This is a genomic window from Lentilitoribacter sp. JB5-8 (assembly GCF_055693385.1).
Map to the genome: position 1 here is coordinate 856948 of NZ_CM146332.1, position 12466 is coordinate 869413.

13 protein-coding genes are annotated in these 12466 nt (G+C 46.3%); 8 read left to right on the forward strand and 5 right to left on the reverse strand.

Annotated elements, in window-relative coordinates; translation table 11 throughout:
- Positions 1 to 13 precede the first annotated feature (13 nt).
- From hemW to rph, 3 genes are read right to left on the reverse strand one after another with little or no spacing between them, the layout of a single operon-like run.
- Entirely contained in the window at positions 14 to 1189 is a 1176-nt protein-coding gene (hemW, locus tag ACZ1GZ_RS04115) for a radical SAM family heme chaperone HemW (protein WP_472667212.1), read from the reverse strand.
- Positions 1190 to 1200: 11 nt separating this feature from the next.
- Positions 1201 to 1845, reverse strand: a complete 645-nt coding sequence (locus ACZ1GZ_RS04120; RefSeq protein ID WP_472667213.1) for a non-canonical purine NTP pyrophosphatase — start codon at positions 1843 to 1845, stop codon at positions 1201 to 1203.
- Positions 1846 to 1870: 25 nt separating this feature from the next.
- The gene (gene rph, locus ACZ1GZ_RS04125) at positions 1871 to 2587 is read right to left on the reverse strand and encodes a ribonuclease PH (protein ID WP_472667214.1); all 717 of its coding nucleotides are present in this window, start codon (positions 2585 to 2587) and stop codon (positions 1871 to 1873) included.
- A 206-nt stretch (positions 2588 to 2793) separates the two neighbouring features.
- On the opposite strand from rph, the gene hrcA reads away from it, so the two are divergent.
- From hrcA to ACZ1GZ_RS04160, 7 genes are all read left to right on the forward strand, one after another.
- Positions 2794 to 3843 (forward strand): heat-inducible transcriptional repressor HrcA, encoded by a 1050-nt coding sequence (gene hrcA, locus ACZ1GZ_RS04130; RefSeq protein ID WP_472667215.1) that lies wholly within the window; start codon positions 2794 to 2796, stop codon positions 3841 to 3843.
- A 131-nt stretch (positions 3844 to 3974) separates the two neighbouring features.
- Complete coding sequence (locus tag ACZ1GZ_RS04135; RefSeq protein WP_472667216.1) at positions 3975 to 5846, forward strand: DNA polymerase III subunit gamma/tau; 1872 nt, start codon at positions 3975 to 3977, stop codon at positions 5844 to 5846.
- Between the two features lie 21 nt (positions 5847 to 5867).
- The gene (locus ACZ1GZ_RS04140) at positions 5868 to 6191 is read left to right on the forward strand and encodes a YbaB/EbfC family nucleoid-associated protein (protein WP_472667217.1); all 324 of its coding nucleotides are present in this window, start codon (positions 5868 to 5870) and stop codon (positions 6189 to 6191) included.
- Between the two features lie 58 nt (positions 6192 to 6249).
- A complete protein-coding gene (gene recR / locus ACZ1GZ_RS04145; RefSeq protein ID WP_472667218.1) occupies positions 6250 to 6855 on the forward strand; it encodes a recombination mediator RecR in 606 nt (201 codons plus the stop codon).
- 27 nt (positions 6856 to 6882) lie between these two features.
- The gene (locus ACZ1GZ_RS04150; protein ID WP_472667219.1) at positions 6883 to 8109 is read left to right on the forward strand and encodes a lytic murein transglycosylase; all 1227 of its coding nucleotides are present in this window, start codon (positions 6883 to 6885) and stop codon (positions 8107 to 8109) included.
- A gap of 7 nt (positions 8110 to 8116) precedes the next feature.
- Positions 8117 to 8572, forward strand: a complete 456-nt coding sequence (locus tag ACZ1GZ_RS04155; RefSeq protein WP_472667220.1) for a VOC family protein — start codon at positions 8117 to 8119, stop codon at positions 8570 to 8572.
- 29 nt (positions 8573 to 8601) lie between these two features.
- Complete coding sequence (locus ACZ1GZ_RS04160; RefSeq protein WP_472667221.1) at positions 8602 to 8976, forward strand: DUF7674 family protein; 375 nt, start codon at positions 8602 to 8604, stop codon at positions 8974 to 8976.
- A 1-nt stretch (position 8977) separates the two neighbouring features.
- Here the strand turns inward: ACZ1GZ_RS04160 and ACZ1GZ_RS04165 are convergent, their stop codons facing one another.
- A complete protein-coding gene (locus ACZ1GZ_RS04165) occupies positions 8978 to 9436 on the reverse strand; it encodes a YaiI/YqxD family protein (RefSeq protein WP_472667222.1) in 459 nt (152 codons plus the stop codon).
- 209 nt (positions 9437 to 9645) lie between these two features.
- On the opposite strand from ACZ1GZ_RS04165, the gene lepA reads away from it, so the two are divergent.
- A complete protein-coding gene (gene lepA, locus ACZ1GZ_RS04170; RefSeq protein WP_472667223.1) occupies positions 9646 to 11451 on the forward strand; it encodes a translation elongation factor 4 in 1806 nt (601 codons plus the stop codon).
- Here lepA and ACZ1GZ_RS04175 read toward each other — a convergent pair.
- Positions 11448 to 12455: a C45 family autoproteolytic acyltransferase/hydolase gene (locus ACZ1GZ_RS04175; protein ID WP_472667224.1), complete on the reverse strand. Its 1008-nt coding sequence runs from the start codon at positions 12453 to 12455 to the stop codon at positions 11448 to 11450. The genes lepA and ACZ1GZ_RS04175 overlap by 4 nt on opposite strands.
- Positions 12456 to 12466 lie beyond the last annotated feature (11 nt).

A 12466-nucleotide genomic window follows, 5' to 3' on the forward strand; every position in this document is an offset into this window, starting at 1 on the left:
GTCAAATTGACCCCTATGCGAGATCAGCCACGACTGAATCCAAAACCATCATACCCGATGGCGTGCATCTTATTCTGTTATTATTAATACGCTCAATCATACCATATTGGATCAGATTGTTCTCTCGATTGGAATCAAATTCTCGATTGCTAAGGGAAGACCAACGGCTAACATCAATGCCTTCGCGTAATCTTAGACCCATAAGCAACATCTCATCCGCCTGATCCTGAGACGTTAGTTGTTCAATATCTATGATGCCATGCTCGTGCTGTTCAACGTGTTCCAACCAGGTTTCTGGGTGCTTTTCTGTAACCGTTGCAAACTTCTTACCGCCCGTTGAAATGCGCCCATGCGCACCTGGCCCAACACCTACATAATCGCCGTAACGCCAATAATTTAAGTTATGCTGGCTTTCTGCGCCGGGTTGCGCATGGTTTGAAACCTCATATGCCGGCATACCATTTTCTATGCAAACCTTTTGCGTCACTTCATAAAGTTCAGCTTGTAGACTATCTTCCAGCATTGGAATTTTGCCAGCTTCATGCAGCTTAAAAAACGGCGTACCCTCTTCGATCGTGAGCTGATAGAGCGATAAATGATCAGCGGCTAAATCTATCGCTTCGCGCAATTCATCAGCCCAATCTTCGGGAGTTTGATGCGGGCGCGCATAGATAAGATCAAAAGACATCCGCGGGAAAATATCACGCGCCAGAGAAATGGCTTTCTTGGCTTCTGCGACGTTATGTAACCGACCCAAAAACTTCAGATCTTTATCATTGAGCGCTTGCACACCCATAGACACGCGATTAACCCCTGCCTGTCGATAGCCTTTAAATCTTGAAGCCTCCACACTTGATGGATTTGCTTCCATGGTGATTTCAATATGATCAGGCACGGTCCATGCGTCTTTGACCGCTTGTAATATCTCATCAACAGTTTCAGGGTCCATCAAAGATGGCGTGCCACCACCAATAAAAATAGATGTGACCTCTCGTGGTCCGGTTGTTTGGCGGTTATGTTCAATTTCGCGTTTAAACGCCTCAATAAAGCGTGGCTGGTCGACCTTTTGATGCCGAACATGTGAGTTAAAATCGCAATAAGGGCATTTGGCTGCACAAAATGGCCAATGCAGATAAATCCCAAATCCGGGTTCTGCGTTGATTGGGAAATTATAAATGGCAGCCGACAAACGCGTAGTCCTTAGACGTTGAGGCAGGTTTCAGCGAACAACTTAAATGCGCGTGCCCGATGTGATAATGCGTCCGCGTCACCTGGTTTCCAGCCGTGTTTTTCTTCTGCCGTCATCTCACCAAAGGTGACGTCATAGCCGATGGGTTTAAATACCGGATCATAACCAAACCCAGATGTTCCTCTAGGTGGCCAGATAAGATGGCCTTCCGCTTCTCCGCGGAAATATTCGCGGTGACCATCGGGCCATCTCATGCACAAAACGCTGACAAATCGCGCAGTGCGTTGCTCAGGTTCTCTTGCATTTGCCTCAGACAGCGCATCTTCAACTTTTTGCATGGCCATGCCAAAGTCGCGACTGCCATCTTCTTTTTCAGCCCAGTCCGCTGTGTAAACCCCGGGCGCACCGTCTAATGCATCCACAACAATACCTGAATCATCTGAAAGCGCGACTAGTCCTGTAGCCATGGAGGCGGCATCGGCTTTCGTTGCTGCATTTTCCTCAAAGGTCACCCCATTTTCTGGTGGCTCAGGCAAGCCAAGCTCGCCAGCAGAAACAACATCGATACCAAGTGGCCCGATTAAACCGCGGATCTCTTCAAGCTTTCCCGCATTATGGGTGGCGAGAACAATTTTATCGCCTTCGAATTTGCGCATGAATTTTTGCCTTTGTAACTGTGCTTTATTCTAGAGCTGCTTTTTGAAGTTCTACGAGCTCAGAAATGCTGTTTTTCGCAAGGCTCATAAGTTGTGCAAACTCTTCTTCAGAAAATGGATCAGCTTCCGCAGTTCCCTGGATTTCAACAATGCCTCCACGCCCCGTCATAACAAAGTTGGCATCTGTTTCCGCAGATGAATCTTCTAAATAATCAAGATCGCTGACCGGTTGGCCTGCAAAAATACCGCAAGAGATCGCAGCAACGTGATCTTTTAAAACGCGATCAACCTTTACCATGTTGCGATCTTCCATCCATTGCAGGCAGTCGCGCAACGCAAGCCATGCACCGGTAATTGACGCTGTACGCGTGCCACCATCTGCTTGGATAACATCGCAGTCGATTGAAATTTGGCGCTCACCAAGTGCTTCTAAATCCACAACCGCACGAAGCGAACGACCGATAAGACGTTGGATTTCCTGAGTACGGCCCGATTGTTTGCCAGAACTTGCTTCACGGCGCATGCGGCTGCCTGTTGAACGTGGCAACATGCCATATTCAGCTGTAACCCAGCCTTTACCGCCATTGCGCAGCCATGGTGGAACACGATCTTCAAGGCTTGCAGTCACCAACACATGCGTATCGCCAAATTTTACCAGGCAAGAGCCTTCCGCGTGTTTGGAAAAACCTCGCTCGAATGAGACCTCGCGCATTTGATCCGTTTTTCTGCCTGATGGTCTCATGAAACTCTCCAATTGATATGCTGATAATTGTGCTCAGCTGCGATTTTGATTTGTGCTTATCTAGCTTTTGTTTAACAAGGTTGCAAAGGAAAAGCTCCATGCGTGGCAAATTCCAAAGAATTTTCTGGAAGCTTGGTACAGCAATAGTTATATATTTATCAGCATAAGCGTTTTGCGCCAAAGGAGCGGGGAAACCCGAAAGTAAATTGACTGAGTTGGATGACCGTTCGCGTGAAGTTTTTAAAAGTATTGTCGAAACCTATCTTGGTTCCGGCGAGCCGCTAGGTTCACGCAGTTTATCGCGTTTGTTACCCATGACACTTTCACCGGCTTCTGTGCGTAATGTGATGAGTGACCTTGAAGAACTGGGTCTTATATATTCACCGCATGTAAGCGCAGGTCGTTTGCCCACCCAGAGTGGCCTGCGGTTCTTTGTAGATGCCTTCATGCAAGTTGGTGATCTGCAGCCCGAAGAACGCGAGCAGATTGAGCAACAAGTCCCACTTAGCAATGATCAGCCAGTTGAAGGTTTGCTAACGGAAGCAAGTAAAATGCTCTCTGGTTTATCAAGCGGTGCAGGGCTTGTTATCGCGGCTAAAAACGACAGTGCAATTAAACATATTGAATTTATTCGCCTTGAGCCGACAAAAGCTTTGGCTGTGATTGTGGGCAGTGGAGATCGTGTTGAAAATCGTGTGATTGAATTACCTGCGGGTACAACATCTTCACAACTCAACGAAGCGAGCAATTTTTTAAATGCACATCTAGCGGGCCGAACTTTTTCTGAAGTACGCGGTGAGCTTGAAAAATTAAGAAACTTAATTCGGCGAGAATTGGATACACTATCAAGCGATCTGGTGGAGCGTGGTTTAGCTGTTTGGGCAGACAACACATCTGATAAACGCCAGGGAAGTATTATCGTAAGAGGGCGATCCAATTTGTTAGAGAACGTCGCAGCAAATGATGAGCTTGAGCGTTTACGATTGTTGTTTGACGATCTCGAGAAAAAAGAAAGCTTAATTGAACTCATGAACTTGGCTGAAGAAGGTTCAGGTGTTCGTATCTTCATTGGATCTGAGAACAAATTATTCTCTTTATCCGGCTCATCATTAGTGTTTGCACCTTTACATGATGAGGGTGAAAAGGTTGTAGGCGCGGTTGGAATTATTGGTCCAACACGATTAAATTATTCAAGGGTTGTTCCAGTTGTGGATTACACAGCTCAACTTGTGTCTCGTCTGATGCAAAAAAGTTGAATGATGTTATCTGGTGCCGTAGGATGGCTGAATAAAATATCCCGTTTGCAATTGATTTTACAAAGCACTGCTATTGTTAGATCAAGTCGCTTTTAAATATTGAAACAGTAAAAGATCACAGGTAACGCCCGTTGGAAGATAATCAGGAATACCGCGTTTTAGCCCGGAAATATCGCCCGAAGGATTTTTCTGATCTGATTGGTCAAGAACCAATGGTTCGCACCCTGACTAATGCGTTTTCAACAGGCCGAATTGCTCAGGCATGGATGTTAACGGGTGTTCGTGGGGTTGGCAAAACCACCACGGCTCGTATTCTTGCAAGAGCGCTTAATTATGAGCGTGACGGCATAGACCAACCAACGATCGATATCACTGAATTAGGTGAACATTGCCAAGCTATTATGGATGGGCGACATGTTGATGTGATCGAGATGGATGCGGCTTCGCATACTGGTATTGATGACATTCGTGAAATTATTGAACAGGTTCGCTACCGACCTGTTTCAGCAAGATATAAAGTTTATATCATCGATGAGGTTCACATGCTGTCAACTCAGGCCTTTAATGGTTTGCTGAAAACACTTGAAGAGCCGCCGGAGCATGTGAAGTTTATTTTTGCGACAACTGAAATACGAAAAGTTCCGATCACCGTATTATCGCGTTGCCAACGCTTTGATTTAAGACGCATAGAAATTGGCGCGCTATCTTCGCATTTCAATATGATTGCCGACAAAGAAGGCGTGACGATTGATGAGGAATCCTTATCCATGATCGCACGTGCGGCTGAAGGTTCGGCGCGTGATGGACTATCGCTCTTGGATCAGGCTATTGCCCATGGGTCCGGCCATGTTGAAGCAGAAGCGGTTCGTGCCATGCTTGGATTGGCGGACCGCACGCGCATCGCTTCATTGTTTGATCTTTTGATGAAGGGTGATGTTAGCGAAGCGCTAGGTGAGTTTAAAAGCCAATATGATGCTGGCGCTGATCCGCGTGTCATTCTAACGGATTTAGCTGATTTTACGCATTTGGTAACGCGCATGAAATACGTGCCGGATGCGCGCGAAGATGCTGCGTTAAATGAAGTTGAACGTACGCGTGGTGCAGAATTTGCGCAAAAGCTAGCTACCCCCATTTTATCACGCACATGGCAGATGTTGCTCAAAGCAATTACTGAAGTTTCAGGTTCAAACCGCCCGTTTGCAACCGCTGAAATGGCGCTTATCAGAATTGGACATTCAGCTCATTTGCCGACGCCGGAGGACCTAGCGAAAATTGTTCAAAATCAAGACGCATCCTCACAAGCTCCGATGAGCAATAACGGTTCTGGCCCTGGATCTACATCTGCAAATGGTGGTGGTAATGGCGCATCGACCAGTGCAGTGGCCAGCCAATATGTAACAGCACAAGGCAATGGCGGCGGCACAACTGCAATGCTCGCAACTGGTGCGCCAGCGCAACAAAACAGACCCGTTCTAGCGGTAGATAATACAGATCCGATAACACAAAACCAAGCTGAACATATTCCGTCAAAACCTGCGGAAATGCCCCAAGTGCAAATCAATTCGCTTGATGACCTTGTCGCCTTGGCTGATAAAAATCGTGATGTTGCGACCAAAATTCAAATCCGTAATCATGTCAGATTGGTCAAAGTTGAGCCGGGCCGTCTTGAGATCAATTTAACCGATGATGGTTCACCGCAATTGCCCGGTGATCTGATCAATAAATTGCAAAAGTGGACGGGTGCAAAGTGGATTGTTGCGCTTAGCCGTGAAGAAGGTGGTGCAACGTTATCTGAGATTGCCAACGAGCATCGCGCAGCGCTGGTCACTGACGCAAAAGAAGACAAAGATGTTGCTGCAATCTTGGCAAAATTCCCCGGTGCGAAGGTGACAGACGTGCGCATTTCGGTCAAAGACGATGATGCATTTACAGTTTTAGAAACAGATGATGGTGATATTTCACCAGACATGATTGAGCACGATGATGATAGCATCATCGAATAACAAATAAGATAGGAGACGACTATGCGTGACCTTATGGGCATGATGGGTAAAGTCAAAGAAATGCAAGAAAAAATGAGTGACATGCAAGAAGAGATTGCTGCCACTGAAGTCGAAGGCACCTCAGGTGGCGGTATGGTCACTGTAAAAATTAATGGCAAGGGTGTTATGCTCGGCCTCTCAATTGATCCCTCACTTTTTAAAGAAGATGAAGTTGAGATTTTGGAAGACTTAATTGTTGCAGCTTTTAATGATGCAAAAGGAAAAGCCGAAGCTGTGACGGCTGAAAAAACGGCTGAGCTCACAGCGGGCTTACCAATCCCTCCAGGCATGAAATTGCCATTTTAGGCTCGAAAACAAGTATAAATTTGGCGACTTAATGCGTCGAATCACCTAAAAACCTGTTATGGCTAAGCGCGTAACAGGTCCTGAAATTGAAAAACTCATTCAACTTCTAGCGCGGGTTCCTGGTTTGGGGCCCCGTTCAGCACGCCGTGCTGCGTTGCATATGATCAAAAAGAAAGATCAGTTGCTTGGCCCGCTTGCTGGCGCCATGAGCGAAGCTTTTGATAAAGTTTGCGAATGTCAAACTTGCGGCAATATTGACACCTCAAGCCCCTGTGCAATTTGCACCGATCCAAGACGCGAAGCTGCCACTATTATTGTGGTGGAAGATGTCGCTGATTTATGGGCGTTGGAACGCGCTGAAGTTATGAATGTGCGCTATCATGTATTGGGTGGAACGCTCTCGCCACTTGATGGTATTGGTCCGGATGATTTATCAATCGCTGCGCTAGTTGATCGTGTGGCGAATGAAAAAATTGCAGAACTCGTCATTGCAGTTAATGCCACTGTTGAGGGGCAAACAACAGCTCACTATATCACCGACCAACTCGCAGGCATGGATGTAAAGATCACGCGATTGGCGCATGGCGTGCCGGTCGGCGGAGAGCTCGATTATCTTGATGAAGGCACATTGACTGCCGCAATGAGGTCGCGGACTTCATTATAATGTGGCAAATTCCAGGAGTGTAAATCTATGCAAAGATTAGTTTTATTGATCACCATCTTGTGTTTGTCTTCCGTGCCGCTAAGCGCGAATATAGCGCTCAATCAGCAGTTTGCTACATGGATTAAAAATGATCTTTGGCGAGATGCAAAGGCTGCAGGTGTTTCACAACGCACATTTAATCGCGCAATGAGCAATGTCAGTCTGAATTTGAAATTGCCTGATCTGGTATTGCCAGGTGCAAAACCAAAGGTGCAAAAACAATCGCAGGCCGAATTTCGTTCACCGTCTAAATATTTCAGCCAAAAACGACTACGCGGGCTTGCAAGCGTCGGCAATCAGCTTCTTATCAAAAACCAGAAATTGCTCGCCCGAATTGAGAAAACATATGGCGTGCCTTCAGGGGTTATTCTTGCAATTTGGGGACGTGAATCAGGCTACGGGCGTGCCTCCATTCCTTATTCAGTGGTTGATGTATTATCAACCAAAGCCTTTCTCTCCACCCGCAAGGATTTTTTCAAACGTGAGTTAATCGCTGCCTTGCAGATAATTCAATCCGGTGATGTACCATCTTCGAAAATGAAAGGCTCCTGGGCAGGTGCTATGGGGCAACCACAATTCATGCCGTCGAGCTATTTAAGGTTTGCGGTTGATTTCGATGGTGACGGCAAACGAGACATCTGGAATTCAACGGCGGATTCCCTTGCGTCCATTGCCAATTATTTGTTGCAAAGTGGCTGGCAAACTAATCGCGATTGGGGCTTTGAAGTCACTCTGCCAAACCGTGCCAATTGTGCACGCGAAGGCCCCGACCGTGCCAAACCAATTTCGTCTTGGGTGCAAGAGGGTGTGACGCGTGTGAGTGGCCGACCGTTCCCATCAATTGAAATGCCGCAAAGTGGCATGTTGATCTTGCCAGCGGGGGTTTCTGGGCCTGAATTTATCGTCACGCCAAATTTCTATGTCATCAAGGAATATAATAACTCTGACTTATACGCGCTGTTTGTCGGCAATTTAGCCGACCGCATTGTATTCGGTATGGGCGATTTTAAAACGCCTTGGAAGAACAATGAAGTGATGTATCGATCAGATATTAGAACCATCCAGCAGCGGCTTGAGAAAAAAGGCTATGATGTCGGTGGTGCTGACGGTTTGCCGGGGTTTAAAACAAGACGCTCAATTGGTGAATGGCAGGCGAGGAACAACATTCGCCAGACATGTTTTCCAAACAATAAACTTCTAAAGCAAATCAGGTAGTCCCATCATGGATCAAAGAGTAAGCATCATAACGCTGGGTGTGAAGGACTTGGCTAAGGCCAAGGCTTTTTATGAAGCTCTGGGATGGAAGGCAGCTGAAATGCCGCCTGAAGAAGAGGGCAATATTGTTGCTTTTGATCTCCAAGCCATGACATTGGCGTTATATCCGCTTGATAAATTGGATGAAGACACAGGGCAAGCTATAGAACGCAAAGGTCCACCAACATTTACCCTTGCCTATAATGTTGCGAGCGAAGAAGAAGTTGATCAAACGCTTACACATGCAAAAACCTGCGGTGCGAACATTATAAAACCGGCGGAAAAGGCGTTTTGGGGCGGTTATTCTGGTTATTTCACCGATCTTGATGGTCATTATTGGGAAGTTGCCTGCAATCCATTTTCCAAGCTTGGTCCTAAAGGTGAATTTCAATGGAATGGTGTTGAAATTTCCTCTGATAATTAGGCAGTTGAACCAAGGAATGGATCATAAATATGAGTGTTGAGGACTTATATAAAGATTTTCGTTCGCTGTATGGCACGATAACAAACGCGACTGATATCAAGCATGAGAAAATGTGGGATAGTACCGAACACGAGGTTAAGGCTGTTTGGTTTGACAGTCTGGCAAATGTGATAAATGACCGAATGGGAGAAACGGAACATGAGGCGGAAATTTTTGAGATTTTCAATTATCTCGAAATGAAATATCGCACCGGTAATGATGAGGTTAAAAGCTGTATTGATGTGTGTTTTGTCGAGAATCTTTTTTGGGAAGTTCCGCGAGAAAGAGCCGGGTCGGCATGGACTAATTTACCGATGAACCTGAAAAGTCTCTATTTGGATTTTCACAGCCGAAAACCTGTTTAATTTAAATACCTAGTTTTCGTTTCAATTGAACAATCGCTAAATCGAGCGCTGATAAAAAGCGAGATCGGTCCGCTTTGGAAAATGGCGCTTGGCCTCCGATCTGGTCGCCACCTGCGCGAAGATCAGCCATTATCGAACGTGTCGCAACGGCCATGCCAATCGAATTTTCAGTAAATGGTTTTCCAGTTGGAGAAATAACGGTTGCAGATTGCTTGATGCATCTTTCTGCGAGCAAAATGTCGGATGTGATAACAATCGAGGAGGCCTCCGCGCGTTCAGCGATATAATCATCCGCTGCATCAAATTTATCATTGACGATGACGCGCTCGATAAGCGGATCGTCAGGGATGCGCAGAAAGCTGTTTGCGACCACAGTCACCTTCAGCGCATAACGTTCTGCAACCTTGTAAATTTCATCTTTAACCGGGCAGGCATCGGCATCGATATAGATTTCGATCACTTGGGGATCTCCTTTTTAACGCCCTATAACAGCCTTGGTTAAATGCCGCAAATCATCTTCGGTCTGTCAATTGCGACAGCGTTGGAAACCCTGCCGAGACTACGATTTGGTGATCATAGTGAAAATAATCATGTTTTGGCCCGCCAACAGCAGTAAAATAAGCCAAATCCCGCTTGCTTCTTTTCAATTCCCGTCTTAAATCCAAACACATGAAAACACCTCTTTCCCATATCCGCAACTTTTCAATCGTTGCTCACATTGACCATGGTAAATCCACTTTGGCCGACCGACTTATCCAAGCTTGTGAAGGTCTGTCCGATCGTGAGATGTCGTCACAGGTTCTCGATAGCATGGATATCGAAAAAGAGCGTGGCATTACTATTAAAGCGCAAACCGTTCGCTTGCATTATAAATCAAATGCCGGTGAGGATTATGTCCTAAACCTGATCGATACGCCCGGTCACGTAGATTTTGCATATGAAGTATCTCGCTCGCTAACAGCGTGCGAAGGATCATTGCTTGTTGTGGATGCGTCGCAAGGGGTGGAAGCGCAAACGCTTGCGAATGTTTACACAGCCCTTGATGCGGATCATGAGATTGTACCGGTGCTTAATAAGGTTGATTTGCCTGCGGCGGAACCTGAGCGTATTCAAGAACAGATTGAAGAAGTCATCGGCCTTGATGCTTCGGATGCTTTGATGATTTCAGCGAAAACCGGTGTTGGCATTCCAGAAGTTTTGGAAGCCATTGTCGACCGCCTGCCACCACCTGAAGGCGGCGAGCGTGATGATCCGTTAAAAGCGCTGCTCGTTGACAGTTGGTATGATACCTATCTGGGCGTTGTGGTTTTGGTGCGCATCATTAATGGCACGCTTAAAAAAGGTCAGGTCATTCGACTAGTTGGCACAGGTGCTAAATATCCGGTTGATCGTGTTGGTATTATTACGCCGAAACTAGTGACTGTCGATGAGTTAGGCCCGGGTGAAATTGGCTTTATCACAGCGTCAATTAAAGAAGTGGCCGATACGCGTGTGGGTGATACGATCACCGAAGACAAACGTCCAACAGATGACGTATTGCCAGGATTTAAACCAGCACAGCCTGTTGTGTTCTGCGGATTGTTCCCAATCGATGCAGCCGACTTTGACGACCTACGCAGTGCCATGGGTAAGCTGCGATTAAACGATGCGTCATTCTCATTTGAAATGGAATCATCTGCAGCGCTTGGCTTTGGTTTCCGTTGTGGGTTCTTGGGCCTATTGCACTTGGAAATTATCCAAGAGCGTTTGGAACGTGAATTTAATCTCGATCTCATCGCAACAGCACCGTCTGTGGTTTATGAGCTTGAGATGAATGATGGTGATGTTATCGAATTGCATAACCCTGCTGATATGCCAGATGTGATGCATATTGCATCTATTCGCGAGCCGTGGATTAAAGCAACTATTATGACGCCGGATGAGTATCTGGGACCAATCCTAAAGCTTTGTCAGGAGCGCCGCGGATTACAAACCGATTTGTCTTATGTCGGAACGCGCGCCATGGTGAATTACGATCTGCCATTGAACGAAGTGGTGTTTGATTTTTATGATCGCTTGAAGTCGATCTCAAAAGGCTATGCGAGTTTTGATTATAAAATTGATGATCACCGCGATGGTAATCTGGTCAAGATGTCGATCTTGGTCAATTCAGAACCTGTCGATGCGCTCTCTATTTTGGTGCACAGATCAGCGGCTGAAAAGCGCGGTCGCTCCATGTGTGAGAAGCTGAAAGATCTGATACCGCAACATATGTTCCAGATCCCTGTACAAGCAGCGATTGGCGGCAAGATCATCGCGCGTGAAACCATCCGCGCCTTGCGTAAAGATGTGACAGCCAAATGTTATGGTGGTGATGCATCTCGTAAGCGTAAACTGCTTGATAAGCAGAAAAAAGGTAAGAAGCGGATGCGCCAGTTTGGTCGCGTTGATATTCCGCAGGAAGCCTTTATCGCTGCGCTTAAGATGGATGACTAAAGTTTCTTAAATTCACCGGAATGCAGTAATTCCCTCGATGATCCTGAATAGATTGCCCAGGTTAGTTGCTCTTTGCCAACGGTAAAGATCGCTGATGCCATGGTGTTTTCATCATCAGGGTCATCCGCTTCGCGCCGCCAAATAGGTAGTCCATTACCTGAATTGTCTCGCAAGATATCGAGCGGGCTTAAGGAAGGATCTTTGAGCAGTTCTTGGGTTCGCTCATATCGATCTTCAGAAGATTGCGTGATCAGTTGTCTATCGCATTGAACCGTTGAAACATGATTGGCATGTCCGGTTGGTGTTTGGATTTCAGTAATGTGGCAATGCCCACCACCATGTTCGATGCTGAACAATTCCGATCGGCCAATTTGCGCAATGCTATAATGAAAACCACCACTTAAGTTGCAGCGTTCTAATAACTCGCACACAGCATCAAGATTTTTGCAATCAAGTACGGCGCGCGCCAAAACCATGCGCGGAATTTGCGGGGTAAAGCCAGTTAGCCGGATATTATTGATGGTGATCGCAAGTCCTGATCGTGTGCAGGCAAAACTATGCCCCGGGATTGAACCAGGATAGCAAAAGGACATAAACCCGGCTTGCGCTTGGCAATCGATCAAAAAGCATTTTTGATCTAGCGAGGGCAGACCATCCTCATTATGTGCGATAACATTTGAGTTGCCCGGAATTTGCAACGTCGTGCATCCATCTGGTGAATTAACTAGGATGTCCCCTCGGCAATTCCAAGCAAATACACTTTCAAATGGAAGCTCTAAACCTTTAGCTAATCCTTTGAGCTCATCATGGATGTCTGGAAAATGCTTGGCCGTATTCTTTTCAAGCTGCTGCACAAGATCGCTTTGGGCGTAGTTTTGAACATGCTTCCAAAACGGCTCGTGAACAAGATGGCTATGGACAGCATCTTTCCCCGCTTTTCCGAGTATAATCCCAAGCTCGAAGCCTTTGGTGGGAGAGGTAATGATCTTTAATTCGTCAGACATTTTACCTCACC